Origin of the sequence: Stenotrophomonas rhizophila (genome assembly GCF_001704155.1) — a bacterium.
GTDB classification, from domain to species: Bacteria; Pseudomonadota; Gammaproteobacteria; order Xanthomonadales; family Xanthomonadaceae; genus Stenotrophomonas; species Stenotrophomonas rhizophila_A.
Genome location: NZ_CP016294.1, coordinates 438,954 through 456,586 on the forward strand (window position 1 = coordinate 438,954; position 17,633 = coordinate 456,586).

The window sequence follows — 17,633 nt, forward strand, 5'->3', positions numbered from 1 at the left end:
ACCGGTAGCGCACGACCGTTGGTCGTGCGCCGCCTGATCTCACGCAACATCCACCCGCCACGCGGCCGGCAACCCCTCCACCACGTGCTGCATCAACGCCCGCACCTTGGGCGTCAAATCCCTTCGATCACTCACACACAGAAACAACCGCATCGGCTCCGGCGACGTCCGCGCCCCATCGCCCGACGCAAACAACACCTGCAGCTCGCCCCGCGCCAACCAAGGCGCCGCCACGAACGCCGCCAACCGCGCAATGCCACCGCCAGCGGCCGCCATCGCCGCCAACGCATCAATGTCATCCGACACCAGCGCCGGCCGCATCTCCGCCTCGAAGCGGATCCCATCGCGCACGAATCCCCACGGCAGCAACCGCCCATCGACCGGATACCGGAACACCAGGCAACGGTGCTCACGCAGATCCTCCGGCGTGGCCGGTACTCCCGCCTGCGCCAGGTACGAAGGCGCCGCACACACCTGGAACGGCACCTGCGCAATCGCCCGCGCCACCAAACCTTCCACCAGCTGCGGCTCGATCCGGAAACTCACATCCACATCTTCATGCGCGTGGTCCACGCTGCGGTCGGCCAGCAGCAGCTCGATCGACAACCGTGGATAGCGCGCCTGCAGCGCCGGCAGCATCGGCGCCAGCACATGCCGGCCAAACGCGGAGGTGCTGGCAATGCGCAGGCGACCATGCGGTGTGGCTTCGGGATCGGTCACCGCCGCCTGCGCCCGTTGCAGGTCGCGCTCGATATGCCGCACCTCGGCCAGATACAACGCGCCGCGCTCGGTCAGCGCCAGCGTGCGCGTGGTGCGGTTGAACAGGCGCACGCCCAGATGCGTTTCCAGCCGCGCGATGTTCTGGCCCACCGCCGCCGGGCTGATCCCCAGCGTGCGCGCGGCCGCCGCCAGGCTGCCTGCATCGGCGGTACGGATGAAACTGCGGATTGACTGCAAAATGTTCATGCTTGCGCCAATTCTGGCCGGTCATTGCAAAGAATTACTTTATAAAGAGCCAACGCCCGGCGGTCTACCGGCACCTGGCCCCGCTGACTATCGTGCCGGTCCCGCAACCGCTGGTTGCCGCCCACTGGACCCCTGATGTCGCAACAAGCTCAAACCCTGGCCACTGCCCGCTGGAAGCTCGGCGCCCGCGCCACCCCGTACGTCTTTGCCTTCTTCATGGCCTCCATCATGGCCATGCTGATGTGCCTGGTAATCACCGCCGCCAACGCCGGCATCAACGCCGACTTCCCCATGCGCGTACTCGGCGCCTACCAGCTCGCCATGCCCACCGCGTTCTGCTGCGTGCTGCTGGTGCGTCCGGTGGTGATGCGCCTCGTCGCGCTGACCGTGCACCCGCCGCGCTGACGGTTGATGAAAACATTCGAAATCCAGGTTTCGATTGATTCTTCACACACCAGTACGTCGGACACAGATTTGCGTTTGCGTTGGCCGCACATTCGGTCTGCGGCAACAACGCCGCAGACCTGAAGAATGTTGATATGAACTACAAGAACGTAGCCTTCCTGTGTCTTACTCTCTTTAGTGCAAACGCATACGCAGACTGCACGGGTACGTCCCCGATAGACAGGCAGCTGAGCCTTGCGGAAGAGTCGGCGGCTTCCATCCAAAGCGAAACCGGTCTACTGGACTACCTCAACGCCATGCCGCAGAACTCCCCGCTCCGGGCGTTCAGTGATGAGGCGATGGCAAGCTTCGTCGCATCTCTCCGATTCAACGAGAGGGGCCTGACCAGCTTCTCAACCATCGAAATGGAGCGCGAACTGACGTTGGGCCAAGCCTACGACGTGCTATCCCTGCTGGGCGCGCAACGCTCAGCCCGCCGCCTCCCCATCCCGATTCAGGGAGAGCGGGACTCGGAAATCATGAAGATGCTGAGTCCTCGCTGTGAGGACCATCATTACAGCTACCAGTGCGTAGGTACTGGCACCTGCAAAACGTCGGCCAGTTCCATCTGCACCCCAAAGTGCTGACCGCGTGCAGGCTCTTCTATTGATGACAGTGCTGCTGTCGGCCTTGCCAAAGCCCGATAGCAGCACTTCTACGCTTTACGAGACGGTGCGGGACATCGAGAGTAGGCCGGAAACAGAAGATGACCGCCTACGGATCATGCGTCATGCCTATGACGAAGGCATACCTCCCGCACTGAGAAGCTTGGAATGCGACTCCATACCCATCGATAGGCGGGAGGATCTGTTCCTTGCGACGCATCTGGTCGTAGTCCACAGGCCGGATGCTGTACTTGTCGATCGCCTCATCTGCCTCCATGACGCAATCGTGGCGACGAACAACGCGCGTCCATACCATCACCACAGGGTGCATGGGGTGTTGGTGGCATCCAGGCGTTTCAGCGCGGCCAATGAGCTCCGCCGCAAGTTTGGTATCTCGGTATCCGAGCTTCCCGCCCTGGAGCTGGCAGGTGGTACCGGACCACGCCGCCTGCTTCTCAGCGAAGATGGCGTCACGGACGTACCTTGGCCCAACCAGGAAGGGTGGCAGATCGTGGCGGTAGTACATCCGCACTGCGCGCCTTCCCACCGGGCTATGTCGAAAGTGATGGACGGCAGCACGTGGTCGTGGATGCTACCCATGCTGACATTGCTGGTCCCAGCAGGCTCTGCATGGGAGGAGGGCGAGATGCGCAAATGGAACGCGCACCACCCAACCCACCCGATGGCAGCAGAGGTGCCTGGACGTACGCCGAAGGGTGTGGCAACCAACGAGACGCCGGTGTTTCATCTACTACAGAATGGCCGGGTCATTGATACCCTTCGCGGGATGCCGGAGGACGGTGAAGTCCTGGAGGCTTGGCGGAGCCGAGTGGTTGAAGAGCCGATGGAGCGACGACGATCTCCATAGTTACATCTGATAACACCATTTCGCCTCGGAAGCCGCTGGCATAGACTTCATCCATGCGCCCTGATTCCATCCTCACCCTCTCATGCCCGGACCGTACCGGGATCGTCTACCGCGTTTCCGGCCTGCTGTTCGAGCAGGGCTGCAACATCCTGGATGCACAGCAGTTCGGCGATGACGAGAGCGGCCGGTTCTTCCTGCGCGTGCATTTCGACCGCGACCCGCGCCAGCCCATCGACACCATCCAGACCCGCATGGCCGGGCTGGCCACTGACTTCAAGATGGACTGGCAGCTGCACGACGCCCGGCGCCGTGCGCGCCTGCTGGTGCTGGTGAGCAAGCAGGGGCACTGCCTCAACGACCTGCTGTTCCGCGCGCACAGCCGTCAGCTGCAGGTGGATATCGCCGCAGTGGCGTCCAACCACGAAGACTTCGGCCCGCTGGCGGGTTCGTACGGCATTCCGTTCCACCACCTGCCGGTGAATGCAGACAACCGGGAAGTGCAGGAACAACAGATCATCGATCTGGTCGAACGCGAGCAGATCGACCTGGTGGTACTGGCGCGCTACATGCAGATCCTCTCACCGCGCCTGTGCCAGGCGCTGGCCGGCCGCGCGATCAACATCCACCACAGCTTCCTGCCCAGCTTCAAGGGCGCGCAGCCGTACCACCAGGCCCACGCACGCGGTGTAAAGATCATCGGCGCAACGGCCCACTACGTCACCTCCGATCTCGACGAAGGCCCGATCATCGAACAGGACGTCGCGCGGGTAGACCACGCCATGACCCCCCGCGACCTGGTCCGCCTCGGCAGCGACACCGAATCGCAGGTACTGGCGCGTGCCGTACGCAGGCACGTAGAGCACCGCATCATCCTCAACGGGCACCGCACCGTTGTATTCAGGTAACCGATGGGGCGGCTCCTCCTGCTGGGCGCCTTTAGGCTGCAAGGCGCCACAACGTGCAATGTGCATACGGCTACGATAAAGCCACCGCCCAACTGCGACCGCCCCCATGATCGACCACCTGGATCACCTCGTGCTGACCACATCTGCAGAGGAGGCCACTACCCACTTCTACGTCAACGTCTTGGGGATGACCCTGGAAACGTTCGGGGCGGGCAGAAAGGCATTCCGGTTTGGCAACCAGAAGATCAATCTGCACATCAAGGGACATGAGGTTGAACCCAAGGCTCACCTACCTGTGCCGGGCGCCCTGGACCTCTGCTTCATTGCCGCAGTACCGTTGGATCAGGTCATCCAGAAGCTAGGCAGCAACTCCGTGAAGATCGAACAGGGCCCCGTCGAGCGCACCGGTGCACTGGGCAAGATCCGATCTGTCTATGTCCGGGACCCCGAACTCAACCTGATAGAAGTCTCAGAGTACCTTTCTGCAAACTAGCCGAGCGGTTCTGAGCCAGACTACAGGTCCCAGGTACTGGGCCGCGCCGTACGCAGGCATGCTCGACGGACACCGCGCCGCAGTCTTCTGATAGCGACCCCCACAGTCGCAAGAGACGCGGTAGCGCCGGCCGTTGGCCGGCCTTCTCGATGCCCGCAGTTTGGCCATCCTCCAAAAATGCCGGCAGCCGCCCGGTAGTGCCGGCCCCCAGGCGGCACCGCACGAGAGACTAGAGCGCCAGCGCGCCGCCACGAAGTCACAAGTGCTGGCACCCTATTGTGCCAAATACCTGAGCCTAGCCCTGGACCATCTACTGGCTGCTAGGACGGAGCCCGAAGGCGACAGCTCGTCTTGCTGCCGGTGCCCTCTGAGCTCTCAATACTGGCGCCAAGATCGCGGAAAGTGGGCGCGGACGCACTGATCTTGCGCGACGCGCATCCCACTACAAGGTGACCGCCGAACAGTTCGGTAAAAGTGTGAAGCAGTGCCGACCGAAGAGCAATCACGTCCATGACGATGTGATCTCGAAATGAGGATCTAGCTTAGGTGCGTACGCGCGATGCCAAGCGAAGCGCTTAGCGCCAGTGCTCGATCTTCGCTACTGCCCACGAACTGCATGGAAGAGAATAGTGATCGAAGAAATTGACGCCTTGGACGCATCCTGTATCGAGAAGCTGGCACGTGGGGAGTTGCTTGCTGTTCGCTGGAAAAAGTTCATTACAGAGGAGCTGGCCGAAACCCTCAAGTACGGAATTCTTACCAAGGGGTTCGACAAGTACATAAACGCTTCCAGCATAGGAAAGGTAGGGCTCGCGTTCTATGAGACGGAAAACGATCCGGTGCGCATCCATGAGTACTTCGACGATGCCGCCAAGAACATCAGGGAGCTCAGAGGTCGTTGCACACCTTACCTCTCTCCCATTGACCTGCTGCGGTGTACGTTAGACGAGATATGGCCTGCGGGCGCAAAGATCGAGACGCTTTACGGCAGAAAGATGTACGTTGGGCTTTCGAGAGTGGTCGAACCAGGAGTTCCAATGCTGGCGCATCACGACATCTTCTCTAAGGATGCCCCGGATAGCTTCGAGGCACAAAGCCTCCGCGCCCAACTCGCGGCCAATGTTTACCTTTCGATGCCGCTCGAAGGCGGAGCGTTGCAGATATGGGACACCGAGATCTCAGTGGAAGAGTTCGATGCCATGCGAGGCGGAAGTTACGGAGTCGATCCAGTCCTGCTTGGGAAGCCAACAGTGGAAGTAAGGCCCGAGGCGGGTGATCTTCTATTGTTTAACTCAACCTGTATGCACGCTGTTTCGCCTAGTATGGATGCCACGCGTCTTAGTCTGTCTTGTTTCGTTGGCTATCGTGGGTCGGCCAGCCCCCTCTCGTTCTGGAGCTGATTGTGTTTGCACCCTACTGGGGAGAGTTCCTCAGCCTCGCGGTTGTCCACCTTCTCGCAGTAGTCGCCCCAGGCCCTGACTTCGCGGTAGCTGTCCGCCAAAGCGTCCGCTTCGGCCGAAAAGCAGGCATCTATACCTCGCTAGGAATAGGCGCAGGCATCTCGGTCCATGTCCTCTACACCCTCATCGGCGTAGGCGCACTCCTGCACACAACCCCCTGGCTGATGACAGCAGCCAAGTGGCTCGGCGCCGCCTACATCTTCTACCTCGGCATCAAGTTCCTCCGCAGCAAGCCCAGCACGGGCGGCGAGCCGACCACCGATGCGACGAGCGACGCCGTGCAGCAAACCCCCAGACAAGCCTTCGCCATCGGCTTCATGACCAACGCCACCAACCCCAAGGCGACCCTGTTCTTCCTGGCGGTGTTCACAACACTGGTCAGCGCAAAGACACCGCTCCCCGTACAGATGCTCTACGGCCTGTGGATGTGCCTGATCAACGCGGCATGGTTCGTCCTGGTCAGCGTAGCGCTCTCCACGGCAGCCGTACGCCAGCGCTTCATGCGCGCCAGCCACTGGTTCGAACGGGTGATGGGCGTGCTGCTGATCGGATTCGCGCTGCGATTGGTGTTCATGGCGTAACACAAACTCGGCGGACGGCGGGGCGGAGACACGCCGGCGTGTCTCCAATGCCTCGACTACAGCCGGACGGCCGACGTGCGAGCCTCCAGCTAGTCGCTCAACGCGTCCGAACGACTCTTCTTCGGCTTGTGCTTCTGATACCGGTACGGCAGTGGCACCGGCGCTTCATCCAGCGTCAACGTGACGCGCCCGGGTGAGACCTCAACAAACACCCGATGCCCCGTCTTGAATCCCAACCGCTCCATCCATACCCCGCAGAGCGACAGGTAGGGAATGGACAGACCCGGCGGCAGGATGTTGCCGGCAGGGTGCCGCAGGGCGGAAATGCGTAGGCTCTTGGGCTGATACCAGCCGATGCCAACCTGCTGGCTGGCATCGTTGCATGAATCCATCTTTGAACTGCGCATGCGTCTACTCCATCGGAAGTACTCCCTTGTCGGCGACAAGGGAGTCGGGAGGTTGATATCCGTTAGACCATCGGCGTGACTTATTTCCCAAGGGGGTGTTGTATTCGCCACCCTCCCGACGCAGAACTTCATGCTTTCATGGGTCTAACAAGGGGATATCAAGCCCCGAATCCAGACGATGCACAGTTGCTCAAGCAAATAGAAGTTGATACTTGGCCAGCATACCGACATGTTCGATTCATTGGGTCAATGGTGTGACGCAACTGAGCCGGAACTCCGGCCTACGCGCGCAATCACTGGAACGAACATCCCAATTCAAGGTCATTCCCTGATGTCAGAAGTACGCAATCTTTGAACGATGCCTGGAGGAAAAAAGTCGTAAGCGACCCCGGATGCGCGCCGAATAAGATTGCCCGGGCAGGTACTGCGGCGCTCGGCCAGCAATGTTTGCAGTTGCCTGCCACCAAGTGGAAAAGTGTGGAAGGCGTAGTGGAGCGCACGCGATGAAGATGTGGCAGATCCTTGGTTATGGAGGGGAATTCCTCAGGGCCAATAGGGATGCTGGATTCTGCTTGGATGGTTTCGGCTGCGCGGATAGCGCCAACGAAGCTTTCGATAGGGCGATCGGATTGGCATAGCGGAAATGGACGGAGATTGCCCAAGCCGAACAGGTTGATCTACCACGGCCAGTCATCAATGCCGATGAAATAGTCGAGGTCAAGGATGAGGTGAATGGCGTGGAGGAGGGGGTCGAGCTACTCTGGGATGAGCAGGAAGGAGTGCCCTGGAGTTTCCGCTAACACCTATGCGCATGCCGTGCACAGAGCATTCTGGGAGATCAGTTAGTTTCTGACTGCTTCTGGCCGCAAGTGGAGGATCTGCCAACGCGATGCTAGTATCCTCGTCGGGGTCACGGGGTCGTGAGCAGAGACCATATATGCAGTTCGTACGGCAAGGCGAATTCCTCACGGTTACTCGCGTCACGGGCATCACGCATAACCTCCTGCAGATTCGCTTCGACAGCACAGAGTGCCGCCTGAGCTGCGAGCGACTTCCTCCGATAGGGGAATGCGAGCACAAGCCCTTGGATGAAGAGGCGCTGGTCAGGTGTGTGCTTGAGGGCGTGGCCGAAGCCAATAGCGAACTGGGGACGGACTATTCCGTCGCGGAGATTCGGTATGTAGAGAACGATACCCCGCCGGAGGCGGCTTACCGCTTCATGGCGATGTCCATCGTCAGGCGCCTCCATCTAGGCGGCGAGTTCGAACTTCCAACGAAAGCCTAAGGCCCCGAGGCTGCGGAGGCTGGAAGTCGCCGCCGCTTTATCATGCGAAAGCTGCAGGCGCCGACTTGATCATCGGAGTTGACGAAGACGCCCCATGAGTGTGTGTTGAGCCTGGCTGGAAGTAGGCTCTGATCGAGACATCTACCAATTGCACTACTGTTGCGAATTGAATGATGGATTTTGAATCTGCCAGGCGCCTTGCTGTCGCGAAGCTCAACCAGATTCATCCATGCGGGTCGTTGCCCGAATGGGTTGATCGAGCCGTCACCATCGGTGGCGCCAGGTCTGCCGGCGGCGAATGGAAGGTCGATTTCATCCTCTTCGAGAAGGAACCGTTGGGAGTTGGTGAGCGATGGAGCCTGATCAATGGTAGTCGTGTATTACTCCGCCTCAATCCAGCAAGAGGTAATGAAATGGTGGTTCTGACCCGGGGTAGTAAGACTGAGCCTGTGGTGGTGTTCAGTGTGCTGGTAGATCCAAGCACAGCCGAGGTCAGCGTTCTGCGTGATTCCGAGTTCGCTGAATTGAATGCGGATGACTACGAGGTAATTGTCTGACGTGTTGCGCGGCGCTTCATATGCGCTAGCCATTGGTTCGAACGGATGATGGCCGTGCTGCTGATCGAGTTTGCGCTTCGGCTGAGCCCGCGCAGCCTTGTTGGTTGCTCACGCTGCGTACCGCAGGCCATGTATGCCTGCGGTACGCGCGCGACATTACTGCGCCGGAATAAGCAGCGGCTTTTCTTTGTCTTTCAGAAGGAAGACCACAAACCTGGCGGGCTTGCTCTGGCTGGCATTGCGGCCCACGGTGTGGACATCGTTCGGGCCCTCATAGAACGTCTCGCCGGCCTTGATGGTCTGCTCAGGCTTTCCCCTCACACCCATGATGATGGTGCCGTCGAGCACGTACACGATGGCATGCGCATCATGGCGATGCACGGGGTCAACCGCACCCGGCGGGTAGTCCACGGTGATGAGCGTGATCTCTTTGCCCGGGTAGTCCTGCAGCGCCTGCGAAGCCACCTCGGCGACCACCGCGTGCGGCGCATCGGTTGCATGCGTGCCACCGTGCGCGATGGCGGCGCCGGAAAGCAGGCAGAGGCCCATGGAGAGAGCGATTGCCGCCCACATCGCGCGCGCGTTCATTGCGCCACCGCCGGGGCGACGGACAGGCCCGCCTTGTCCAGTCCCCATGCCTTGTCGAAGGAACCGGGGACAGCGAGGAAAGCCACGTTGATGCGGTTCCACGCGTTGATGCCCGCGATCACGAAGGTGAGATCGGAGATCTCGTTCTCAGAAAGCTGACCGCGAACGCGCTCATACAGTTCGGTCGGCACGCCCTGACTCGGAATGCAGGTCAGCGCCTCGGTCCACGCCAGGCTCGCACGCTCGCGCGGCGTGAACAGGTTGGATTCACGCCAGATGGCCACGTGGTGAAGCCGCAGTGCGCTTTCACCGTGGATGGTGGCCTGCTTGACGTGCATATCGACGCAGAACGCGCAGCCGTTGAGCTGCGAGGCGCGGATATGCACAAGGTGGCGGATGGACGCTTCGATGGAGCTCTTTGCTTCAGCCATGCTGAGTTCCATGAGCTTCTTGGTCAGCTCGGGGGACTGCTGCTGGTAGTCGAGACGTTGGGTCATGATCTTGGGTCCTGGGAAGGGGCGCGGGGGGGACTGCAGTGCGGTGCCACGTTATGCCCGCCCACTCGCCCCGGGTAGACACCTGCGGGTAACGCCAGTGTTTACTTCCGCGCAACAGTGGAAGCGTCACAGGGCAGCGCTCCGGGGCGTCTACCTGACATGGACAATCCACTCTGCGCATGCGCGCCACCGCCGGAGGCGAGCAACCCGGCCAATTCACTCGCAGACGACGTGGCCCCGGAGGAGTGGGATGCCTACCTCGGTGCTCTAAGTGAGATGACGCCCGGTATCCGCCTGTTCTTCCTTACGTGGGACCCTCCAACCCGACCGATGGGATGAGCGCCATGAACAGGAATTGCCCCCTATCGAGCCTCCATCAGCAAGACTGGGCGGATCGCCACCCATCCGGCAAGGCAGGTGGCGTCCTATCGACCAGGTTTCCGCTACGGCAGCCCCAAGACAAGTACTGCCGCCGTCGACGCGCAGTTCGGCGCCATTGACGAAGCTGCTCTCACTCGAGGCAAGGAAGATTGCGGCACTGGCCCGTTCTTCCGCCGCGCCCATGCGTCTTGCCGGGATCCGATCATTCATTGCCTGCAGGAAGGCAGGGCGCACCAGTGTGCAGGCGAACGGTCGAGTGGGCCTGGATACCGGCGCAGCACTGCGGGCATCGGCCCTGGCGGGTGTGGGCGTGGCGCACCTCACCCGCTGCTCCGTTCAGGACGACCTGGACCACGGCACGTTGGTTCAGGTGCTGCCATCGCAGCGCCTGCCTGGCTTGCCCTTGCAGTCCATCCATGCCTTTGGCCGTATGCTGCCGGCGCGCGTTCGGCTGCTCACCGACTTCGTCGCAGCTGAGATGCGCGAGCTCCTGAGAGCCTGACGGGGGAGTTACGCTGCTGGGCTGATGGGGTCAGCATATTCACCTGCCCGGAAACGGGCAGCGTCGCGGGAAGGTGGTAGGCCGAAGAGCCGTGCGTACTCACGGCTGAACTGTGAGGCGCTTTCATACCCGACTTCAAATGCAATCGACGCAGCGTCGCGAGGCTCGAACAGCAGCAACCATCGCGCCCTAAGAAGGCGAAGCCGCTTTTGGTACTGGATGGGTGTCATGGCCGTAACAGACCTGAAATGGCGATAGAAGGCGGCGACACTCATGTCGGCCATCGCGGCCAGCGGCTCCACTCGAAATGGCTTGGAGAAGTTCTCGCGGATCCATTGGATCGCTCTGCGGATCTGAAACAGGCGACCATCTGGCTGGGAGATCTCACGCAGTGCACCGCCAAGAGGTCCCTGCAGGGCTCTGAACAGGATCTCTCTCTCAATCAGAGGCGCCATGACTTCCCTATCGCCAGGGCGGTCAACCAGGCGCATCATGCGCAGCCAAGCGTCGGTCATCTCCGATGACGCTTGCGTCGGGGCGAAACAAGCCGCTCGCCACGTCGCGGGCGCCGCTTCTGCGCCGCCCGATATGCTCGCGATGATGGCGGGTTCCAAGGTGAGACTGGTTGCCATGTAGGCCTGCCCGCCTTCTCCTGGAAAGATCTGTCCCGTGGCCGGAATATCAACGGGGACGATGAAATACGTTCCTGCCTCGTAGCGGCGCAGCTGATCGCCGATCGATAGTGTCTTTGAGCCTTGCAGGACCAGATGGAGCATCGGTTGGTAAACCTGACTGGCGCAGGCTTCAGCGTGAACCATGGCGACCCTTGGGATGCCTGTCTCGGTCCATCTGTCCCCCGCCCGCGTGACGATCGAGCGCAGCTCAGCCATTGAATCGTTCATGAGGTTGATCATGGGCCCCCGCGTAGAGAATAGCCAGGCGAGTGATAAGAATAGGCAAGGATGTGCGAGTAAAGGGCACGCGTGGAGGCTCCAGGCCGTCCAATACTGGTGGCCCGGTGAAAGCGCAGCGCCGAGAAGGAACTGCACCAGCTTCCACCGAGTGATCCTACTCATAGAGAACTCAGCACATGAAACTAGACGGAAAAATTGCTGTCGTCACCGGCGGCTCGAAAGGCATTGGCGCCGGAATAGCGAAGGCCCTTGCCGCAGAAGGCGCGACAGTGGTGGTGAACTACGCCTCCAGTAGAAGTGACGCAGAACGTGTCGTTGCCGAGATCGAGCTCCGCGGGGGTAAAGCGCTGGCAGCGCAGGCCGACATGAGCAATTCTGCAGACGTGGTCAACCTGTTCAGCACGGTGAGATCCGAGTACGGTCGCCTGGATATCCTGGTCAACAACGCCGGTGTGGCAGTCTTTGAGATGATCGAAGACCTGACCGAAGATGCGTTTCACAAGCAGTTCAATCTGAACGTACTGGGGTATCTGCTGGCCATTCGCGAGGCGTCAAAGCTGTTTGGTTCCTCAGGCAGCATCATCAATATCAGCTCGATCCTCAGTACCGACCCGTACTTGGCGTCCAGCGTGTACGCGGCTACCAAAGGCGCGGTGGATACCCTGACGTTTGCCCTCGCGCGCGAGATGGGTGGGCGCGGAATCCGGGTCAACTCCATTCTGCCAGGCCATACGAACACCCCGGGAACCAGTGGCAATTTCACCGGCGAGCTTGGTAAGAAGCTCTTGGCAGGCACGCCACTCGGCCGTTTCGGCGAGCCGGAAGACATTGCGCGGCTCGCTGTGTTCCTTGCATCAGATGATGCGAATTGGGTTACCGGCGAATCGATCCGGTCATCCGGTGGCGTGCGTGGCGTTGGCTACTGATCGTTGAGCACGTTCGCAGGCGCACCGGTGCGTGCGCCTGCCCCCTTCTGAAGTTCAGATCCTCAAGCGATTTAACCGCGCCGACTCGCGACCATTCGCGCCGCATCCTGCGAGGGCGGCAGACCGAAAGCACGCGCGTACTCGCGGGTGAACTGGGTGGGGCTCTCATAGCCCACATCAAGCGCGGCTGCGGTAACGCTGGTTCCGCGCGTCGCCAGAATCTGACGGGCCTGCAGCAGGCGCAGCTGCTTCTGGTACTGAAGCGGGCTCAGCGCGGTGGCGGACTTGAAGTGGCGGTGGAACGCAGACTCGCTCATTGCCACCTGTTCGGCCAGAGCGGCGATGCGCAGCGGTTTGGCATAGTCGCTGCGGATGCGCTGGATGGCGCTGCTGATTCGCGCCAGCGCCGAATCCGGCGTGGCCAGCTGCCGCAGCATGCATCCGTGTGGTCCCTGCAGCACGCGGTAGAGGATCTCGCGCTCGTAGGCCGGGGCCAGCGCAGGTATCTCGCCGGGGCGTTCCATCAGGCGCAGCATGCGTACCCACGCATCCATCAGTTCGGGGGTGACGGCGGCGACGTTGAAGGCCTCGGTCTGGGTCGAGGGCTCGCCGCGCCCGGTGGCGGCATCGGTGGTGTCGCACAACAGCGCAGCGATGATGCCAAGGTCCAGCGTGAGGCTCACCGCCAGGTACGGCTCGCCGGTGCTGGCCGGGTGCACCGCACCCACCGCCGGCAGGTCCACGGACATGATGAAGTACGTGGCCGGGTCGTACTCGAGGGTCTTCTCACCCACCGTCATGGATTTGCTTCCCTGCAGGATCAGGTTGATCATCGGCTCGTACACGGCCGCCAGGGCATGCTCCGGGATCTCGCCCTGCACCATGGCAACGCGGGGAATGCCCGTCTCGGTACGGCGATTCTCGGCATGCGCCGCAAGGCGGCGCAGTTCTTCCAGTGCGTTGTCCATGTACACATTGGACACCCGCCGCAGGGGGCTGGCAAGGCGGAAAGCAGGAATAGGCAGGAATTGGCGAGGATCAGGTCGGCGCGCCGCAGCCGGCGACCCTAGCCTGTGCATATCCCCTCACTGCACAGGACTACCTGCATGAAACACGTACTGATCACCGGCGGCAGCCGTGGCATTGGTGCCAGCGCCGCGTTGCACTGCGCGCAGCGCGGCATGGGCGTCATCCTCACCTACAACGCCCAGCCGCATGCTGCCCAGCAGGTGGTGGAGCGTATCCAGGCAGAAGGCGGCACGGCAGTGGCCCTGCAGCTGGACGTGGGCAATACCGGAAGCTTTGCGGCGTTTGCCGCGAACGTGAAGGACACCCTGCAGCGAACCTGGGGCGCCTCCGCGCTGGATGGCCTGGTGAACAACGCCGGCTTCGGGCTGTTCAATCCGATCGAGACGGTGACCGAGGAACAGTTCGACGGCCTGTTCAACGTGCACCTGAAGGGGCCGTTCTTCCTCACGCAGGCACTGCTGCCGCTGCTGGGTACTGGCGCGAGCATCGTCAACGTCACCAGCGCCACCACACGTGTGGCCACCGCCGGGGTGGCGCCCTACGCCGCCTTCAAGGGCGGGCTGGAAGTGCTCACCCGCTATATGGCCAAGGAGTTCGGCGAGCGCCGCATCCGCGTCAACGCGGTCGCGCCCGGGGCGATCCGCACCGAGCTGGGCGGCGGGCTCAATGATGAATTCGAAGCCCTGCTGGCCTCACAGACGGCACTGGGCCGGGTAGGTGAGCCGGACGACGTGGGCCGCGTCATTGCCGGGCTGCTCGGTGAAGAGCAGGCCTGGGTCAATGCGCAGACCATTGAAGTTGCAGGCGGCTACAACATCTAGTTCGCAACCGGAGTTCGACATGCTCGACCACATTTTCCTCACTGTCACCGACACCACCCGCTCAGTCGCGTTCTACACGGCGGCGCTGGCCCCGCTGGGCATCGTCAACCGGCTCGACTACGACGGCCGGCAGGGTCCACCCGGCCACCCGGACCTGAAGGGCTTCGGCGCAGGCGGCCGGGTCTTCTTCTGGCTGCGGCAGGGCGTGGCGGGGGCGCAGGCGGCGCATGTTGGCTTCGTGGGAGATTCCAGGGCGATGGTCGATGCAGCGCATGCCGCGGCGATGGCCGCCGGCGCCAGCGAGATTCATCCGCCGGGCCCGCAGCTGCACTACGACCCGCGCTACTACGCCGCGCAGGTGCGCGATCCGGATGGCTACAGCCTGGAGTTCGTCTACAAGAGCTGGCAGCACGGCCATGAATGACGTCACTGCATCGCACCCCCTGAAGGCCACGGTGGTGGCCTTCATCAACGCGACGAACGCGTTCGATATCGATCGCGCCCTGGCGTTGTTCAGCACGAAGGCAGTGATCGATGACCCGTCCACCGGGTGCACCTTCAACAAGCACGCCGGTGTGCGCGACTATCTGGAAAAGTACTTCGTGGGTTACCACACGCTTACCCGGCTGCTTTCGCTGGAAGGTCTTGGCGATGCGCGTGCACGGGCCCGGGTCGACTTTACCGGCGACTTCGGTCACGAGATCGGAATTCTTCTAGTGGCCATGGATTCCGCAGGCCGCATCTCCCGCATTGACGCCTCACTCGAATAGGGTGGCGAGGAAGACACGATGAAAACATTGATGATCTACGGTGCATCCGGCTACACCGGGCGCATGGCTGCAGCGCACGCGAAAGAAGCTGGGTTGAAGCTGGTATTGGCAGGGCGCGACGAGGCCCCGCTGCAGGCGCTGGCCAAACGCCTTGGCGTGCAGTACCGCGTGTTTGCGCTGGATAACGCTGGCGATGTGGACTACGGGTTACAGGACATCGCGGTGCTGCTCAACTGCGCTGGGCCGTTCGCGCATACCGCAGGAGCACTGATGGAGGCTTGCCTGCGCGCTGGCGTCCACTACCTGGATATTGCCGCAGAGCTGGACAGTTACCAGCTGGCGGAGCGCCATGACGTGAGCGCCACCACGGCCGGTGTCATGCTGATGCCGGGTAGCGGCGGCAGCGTGGCGATGCTTGGCAGCCTGGCCGCGCGTGCGGTGGAGCGTGTGCCGTCACCGGTATCCATCCGTATCGCCCTGCATGTAGCGGGGTCGATGTCACGCGGATCGGCGCTCAGTGCCAGCCAGCACGTAACGGCCACGTGCCTGATGCGAAAGGATGATGTACTCACACCGCGTGCGCCGGACGAGCTGCGCGACCTCGATTTCGGCAAAGGCCCATTGAGCTGTTTCCCGGTGACGCTGCCTGATCTGATCACCATCGCCAGGCAGACCGGCGTTGGCGATATCGAAACCTACGTGCATGTCTCCGGCAGCGCGTTCCCCGAAGGCGGGATCGAAGCACTGCCGGATGGACCCACCGCGCAGGAGCGTGCCGACAACCGGTACCAGGCAGCGGTAGAGGTGGTCGGCGCGGACGGTGCCATCACCCGCGCAGTGCTGGACACCGTGAACGGCTACAGCTTCACACCCCTGGCCGCGATCGTGGCTGCGCGCCGTGTGCTGGCAGGGGAGGCGCACCCGGGCTTCCAGACGCCTGTAGGTGTATTCGGAAGCGGATTCGCTGAGACCATCGCAGACACCCGTATCACCTTCATTGACCCAGCCACCCCCGCGACTCGCTAAGGAATCCACCCCATGTCATTGCGCCAAAACACCCCCGATAGCCTTCACGACACACTGGCCGTGGTCGACACGCTGTACCGCTTCGCTGCAGGTATCGACCTACGCGACCGCGCGCTGCTTTCGTCGGCCTTTACAGAAGACGCCATCTCCGATTTCCGTCCCGCCGGCGCAAAAGCGGGCTTCGAATACCCCGTGCTGCAGGGGCGGGAAACCATCGTGGAGGCGCTGTCCACGTCGCTCAGCGGCCTCGATACTTCCCACTCCTTCAGCAACCCGAGGGTGGTGGTGGACGGCAATACGGCGCGGGTGGACGTGCTGGTCGAAGCGCAGCACGTATCGAGCGTCGATGGCGCACGCCAGTACCTGATGAAGAACCGCTATGACGTTGTTCTGGCCCGCCGCGACGCGGGGTGGGAGATCAAGCATGTGATCGTCGACAACGTCTGGCGGACGGGTGATCCGAGCGTGCTCGCTGGGATCTGAGCGGATTGGGTGGTCACTGGTCCGCTGTTGGCCGAAAGCGGACTTCGATCTCCAAACCATTTAAGGCCTGCCGGGCCAAATGGCACCCCTGAGTTTTTACAGTTTCCGATTCGCTATGATGCCGTGACACGATACGTTGAGATGGAGGCGTCATGGATTGGAGGCCCTTAGTCGTCGCAACCAGTGTGACCGCTTTAGGATGGGCACTTACCGCAATCCCAGTTATGGCCGTCCTGCTGCTTATTATCTTCATGCTTCCGTTGGCATTTTTAGACATGGTCGGCGTGCCCGGCCTTGGCAGGCATCTAAACGGTTTCTTCGTTCCATCAACAACCGGACTTGCCGTCATTACCGCCGGCGTTTGGATTTTTACTTTCCTTGCTACGCGTTGGATATTACCCAGACGCCAATCCTGAGCGATACACAGGAAAGGGCGGGCCCGCAGGGAGGATCAGGGGCTGTGCGCGTGTCTCGCCCCGGACGCTTTGCCAAGGGTGATGACGCCTGGCGGGGAAGATAAGAAGTGCACAATCGGACCTCGGGTCCGTCCAACAAATGGGGAGGACGTATGGGAGAACCAGATCAATCCCTGGCAACACTACGGTTCTTCGGGGACGAGCTCATCCCCGACGAGATCAGCGCCCTGCTGGGGGCGAGTCCAACGGTGTCGTATCAAAAAGGCCAGGAGCTTATCGGCAGCCGCACCGGGATCAAGCGCATCACCAAGACCGGAAGTTGGAGGCTCAACGCGGCTGAGCGTAAACCGGAAGACCTGGAAAGCCAGATCTTCGAGATCCTCCAGCAACTTACCCGGGATCTCAGCATCTGGGCTTCATTGGCGCGGTTTGAACCCAACCTCTACTGCGGCCTTTTCATGGGTAGTAGCAATGACGGGATGGGGCTCTCTGCAGAAGCGCTACTTGCCCTTGGTCAACGTGGAATTGCACTCGGGCTGGAAATCTATGATCACGATGACGAAGAGTCCACTGCCCAATCTGGGCGCGTCGATGATTCTTCTATTTTTGGGGTATGCGGGCTCTTGTAGCTACACCTCACACATGGGCAGGGCGAACTTCGAGAAGGTGCAGATAGGTGACTCACAAGATCAGCTGATCCGGGTTATGG

25 protein-coding genes are annotated in these 17,633 nt (G+C 61.5%); 18 read left to right on the forward strand and 7 right to left on the reverse strand.

Annotated features, from left to right (window positions below; translation table 11 throughout):
* Nucleotides 1–39 precede the first annotated feature (39 nt).
* Nucleotides 40–966: a LysR family transcriptional regulator gene (locus BAY15_RS01745; protein ID WP_068848417.1), complete on the reverse strand. Its 927-nt coding sequence runs from the start codon at nt 964–966 to the stop codon at nt 40–42.
* 135 nt (nt 967–1,101) lie between these two features.
* Between BAY15_RS01745 and BAY15_RS01750 the strand changes: the two genes are divergently transcribed.
* The 7 genes from BAY15_RS01750 to BAY15_RS01780 all read left to right on the forward strand — a co-directional run bounded on the left by BAY15_RS01750 (nt 1,102) and on the right by BAY15_RS01780 (nt 6,322).
* Nucleotides 1,102–1,371 (forward strand): DUF2798 domain-containing protein, encoded by a 270-nt coding sequence (locus BAY15_RS01750; protein ID WP_068848419.1) that lies wholly within the window; start codon nt 1,102–1,104, stop codon nt 1,369–1,371.
* 134 nt (nt 1,372–1,505) lie between these two features.
* On the forward strand, nt 1,506–1,997 hold the full coding sequence (locus BAY15_RS01755) for a hypothetical protein (RefSeq protein ID WP_068848421.1): 492 nt from the start codon (nt 1,506–1,508) through the stop codon (nt 1,995–1,997).
* A gap of 22 nt (nt 1,998–2,019) precedes the next feature.
* Nucleotides 2,020–2,883, forward strand: coding sequence for a hypothetical protein (locus tag BAY15_RS19060; protein WP_157771663.1), 864 nt, complete (start codon nt 2,020–2,022; stop codon nt 2,881–2,883).
* 53 nt (nt 2,884–2,936) lie between these two features.
* Nucleotides 2,937–3,788 carry a formyltetrahydrofolate deformylase gene (gene purU / locus BAY15_RS01765; RefSeq protein WP_068848425.1) on the forward strand — a complete coding sequence of 284 codons (852 nt, stop codon included), beginning with the start codon at nt 2,937–2,939 and terminating at the stop codon, nt 3,786–3,788.
* Between the two features lie 106 nt (nt 3,789–3,894).
* Entirely contained in the window at nt 3,895–4,281 is a 387-nt protein-coding gene (locus BAY15_RS01770; RefSeq protein WP_068848427.1) for a VOC family protein, read from the forward strand.
* A 629-nt stretch (nt 4,282–4,910) separates the two neighbouring features.
* Entirely contained in the window at nt 4,911–5,681 is a 771-nt protein-coding gene (locus BAY15_RS01775) for a 2OG-Fe(II) oxygenase (protein ID WP_068848429.1), read from the forward strand.
* 2 nt (nt 5,682–5,683) lie between these two features.
* Nucleotides 5,684–6,322 carry a LysE family translocator gene (locus BAY15_RS01780; protein WP_068848431.1) on the forward strand — a complete coding sequence of 213 codons (639 nt, stop codon included), beginning with the start codon at nt 5,684–5,686 and terminating at the stop codon, nt 6,320–6,322.
* 89 nt (nt 6,323–6,411) lie between these two features.
* Here BAY15_RS01780 and BAY15_RS01785 read toward each other — a convergent pair whose 3' ends face one another.
* Nucleotides 6,412–6,729 carry a SymE family type I addiction module toxin gene (locus BAY15_RS01785; protein WP_157771664.1) on the reverse strand — a complete coding sequence of 106 codons (318 nt, stop codon included), beginning with the start codon at nt 6,727–6,729 and terminating at the stop codon, nt 6,412–6,414.
* 937 nt (nt 6,730–7,666) lie between these two features.
* Here BAY15_RS01785 and BAY15_RS01790 point away from each other — a divergent pair.
* Nucleotides 7,667–8,014, forward strand: coding sequence for a hypothetical protein (locus BAY15_RS01790; protein WP_068848435.1), 348 nt, complete (start codon nt 7,667–7,669; stop codon nt 8,012–8,014).
* 173 nt (nt 8,015–8,187) lie between these two features.
* A complete protein-coding gene (locus tag BAY15_RS19065; RefSeq protein ID WP_157771665.1) occupies nt 8,188–8,571 on the forward strand; it encodes a hypothetical protein in 384 nt (127 codons plus the stop codon).
* Between the two features lie 156 nt (nt 8,572–8,727).
* Here the strand turns inward: BAY15_RS19065 and BAY15_RS01795 are convergent, their stop codons facing one another.
* The 3 genes from BAY15_RS01795 to BAY15_RS18720 all read right to left on the reverse strand — a co-directional run bounded on the left by BAY15_RS01795 (nt 8,728) and on the right by BAY15_RS18720 (nt 10,247).
* Complete coding sequence (locus BAY15_RS01795; protein WP_237334301.1) at nt 8,728–9,159, reverse strand: cupin domain-containing protein; 432 nt, start codon at nt 9,157–9,159, stop codon at nt 8,728–8,730.
* A complete protein-coding gene (locus BAY15_RS01800) occupies nt 9,156–9,656 on the reverse strand; it encodes a carboxymuconolactone decarboxylase family protein (RefSeq protein ID WP_068848438.1) in 501 nt (166 codons plus the stop codon). The genes BAY15_RS01795 and BAY15_RS01800 overlap by 4 nt, the downstream gene beginning before the upstream one ends.
* A gap of 267 nt (nt 9,657–9,923) precedes the next feature.
* Nucleotides 9,924–10,247: an SDR family oxidoreductase gene (locus BAY15_RS18720; RefSeq protein WP_083214244.1), complete on the reverse strand. Its 324-nt coding sequence runs from the start codon at nt 10,245–10,247 to the stop codon at nt 9,924–9,926.
* Between BAY15_RS18720 and BAY15_RS19480 the strand changes: the two genes are divergently transcribed.
* Nucleotides 10,153–10,539, forward strand: a complete 387-nt coding sequence (locus BAY15_RS19480) for a LysR substrate-binding domain-containing protein (protein ID WP_237334303.1) — start codon at nt 10,153–10,155, stop codon at nt 10,537–10,539. The genes BAY15_RS18720 and BAY15_RS19480 overlap by 95 nt on opposite strands.
* 8 nt (nt 10,540–10,547) lie before the next feature.
* Here the strand turns inward: BAY15_RS19480 and BAY15_RS01810 are convergent, their stop codons facing one another.
* Entirely contained in the window at nt 10,548–11,453 is a 906-nt protein-coding gene (locus BAY15_RS01810; protein ID WP_208856122.1) for an AraC family transcriptional regulator, read from the reverse strand.
* Nucleotides 11,454–11,629: 176 nt separating this feature from the next.
* Here BAY15_RS01810 and BAY15_RS01815 point away from each other — a divergent pair, with 176 nt between their 5' ends.
* A complete protein-coding gene (locus tag BAY15_RS01815) occupies nt 11,630–12,379 on the forward strand; it encodes a glucose 1-dehydrogenase (RefSeq protein ID WP_068848441.1) in 750 nt (249 codons plus the stop codon).
* 71 nt (nt 12,380–12,450) lie between these two features.
* Here BAY15_RS01815 and BAY15_RS01820 read toward each other — a convergent pair whose 3' ends face one another.
* On the reverse strand, nt 12,451–13,263 hold the full coding sequence (locus BAY15_RS01820) for an AraC family transcriptional regulator (protein ID WP_208856130.1): 813 nt from the start codon (nt 13,261–13,263) through the stop codon (nt 12,451–12,453).
* A 222-nt stretch (nt 13,264–13,485) separates the two neighbouring features.
* Here BAY15_RS01820 and BAY15_RS01825 point away from each other — a divergent pair, with 222 nt between their 5' ends.
* The 7 genes from BAY15_RS01825 to BAY15_RS01850 all read left to right on the forward strand — a co-directional run bounded on the left by BAY15_RS01825 (nt 13,486) and on the right by BAY15_RS01850 (nt 17,553).
* Nucleotides 13,486–14,229, forward strand: a complete 744-nt coding sequence (locus BAY15_RS01825; RefSeq protein ID WP_068848445.1) for an SDR family NAD(P)-dependent oxidoreductase — start codon at nt 13,486–13,488, stop codon at nt 14,227–14,229.
* A gap of 19 nt (nt 14,230–14,248) precedes the next feature.
* Complete coding sequence (locus BAY15_RS01830) at nt 14,249–14,653, forward strand: VOC family protein (protein WP_068848447.1); 405 nt, start codon at nt 14,249–14,251, stop codon at nt 14,651–14,653.
* Nucleotides 14,646–14,999 carry a nuclear transport factor 2 family protein gene (locus tag BAY15_RS01835; protein ID WP_068848449.1) on the forward strand — a complete coding sequence of 118 codons (354 nt, stop codon included), beginning with the start codon at nt 14,646–14,648 and terminating at the stop codon, nt 14,997–14,999. The genes BAY15_RS01830 and BAY15_RS01835 overlap by 8 nt, the downstream gene beginning before the upstream one ends.
* Nucleotides 15,000–15,017: 18 nt before the next feature.
* Complete coding sequence (locus BAY15_RS01840) at nt 15,018–16,025, forward strand: saccharopine dehydrogenase family protein (protein ID WP_068848451.1); 1,008 nt, start codon at nt 15,018–15,020, stop codon at nt 16,023–16,025.
* A 12-nt stretch (nt 16,026–16,037) separates the two neighbouring features.
* Entirely contained in the window at nt 16,038–16,508 is a 471-nt protein-coding gene (locus BAY15_RS01845; protein ID WP_068848453.1) for a nuclear transport factor 2 family protein, read from the forward strand.
* Nucleotides 16,509–16,732: 224 nt separating this feature from the next.
* The gene (locus tag BAY15_RS19070; RefSeq protein ID WP_157771667.1) at nt 16,733–16,924 is read left to right on the forward strand and encodes a hypothetical protein; all 192 of its coding nucleotides are present in this window, start codon (nt 16,733–16,735) and stop codon (nt 16,922–16,924) included.
* Between the two features lie 152 nt (nt 16,925–17,076).
* The gene (locus BAY15_RS01850) at nt 17,077–17,553 is read left to right on the forward strand and encodes a DUF4279 domain-containing protein (RefSeq protein WP_068848456.1); all 477 of its coding nucleotides are present in this window, start codon (nt 17,077–17,079) and stop codon (nt 17,551–17,553) included.
* Nucleotides 17,554–17,633 lie beyond the last annotated feature (80 nt).